Genomic DNA, 527 nt, shown 5'->3' with positions numbered 1-527 from the left:
TGTCCGTCATCGAATGATTTGGAACACGAGCGTTTGATTGGCTTAGGAGGATCAGGCTCGCCGTAGTTTCAATCTACGCCGCGTTCTGATGATGCAGCAAGCGGCGTTTCTGGATTGTCTGGTGTTTGATTTCCTTTCTGCGTCTGAGGATTGTTTCGGCTCGACCGAAATAGACATCGGCGGGTGTCAGATTGCTGATGCTCTCGTGGTATCGGTTGTGGTTGTAGTGATTGATGAAGTCGCCGATGGCCTGTTCGAGCGCTCCTGGCAGATAGTAGTTTTCCATCAGGACACGGTTCTTCATCGTCTGATGCCATCGCTCAATCTTGCCCTGGGTCTGCGGATGGTTGGGCGCTCCCCGAACATGATCCATACCCTGCTCATCCAGCCATTTCGCCAACTCGCCAGAGATGTAACTGCTGCCGTTGTCGCTGAGCAGCCGGGGCTTGTGGGCAACGGTGACACTGTCACAACCTGATGCAGCCAAAGCGTCTTCCAGTGTTCCTGTGACATCGTCAGCTTTCATC

Annotated in this window: 1 protein-coding gene; it reads right to left on the bottom strand. The window is 53.5% G+C overall.

From position 1 onward, the window contains the following. Window positions 1-73 precede the first annotated feature (73 nt). Window positions 74-527 (bottom strand): integrase core domain-containing protein (locus ACR0B5_RS22880; protein WP_480543697.1); only part of this gene is annotated, 454 nt, incomplete at its 5' end.

Source organism: Ruegeria sp. AG1 (assembly GCF_056541705.1).
Note: the sequence above shows the minus strand (reverse complement) of the source record. Positions and strands in the feature narration are given on the sequence as shown.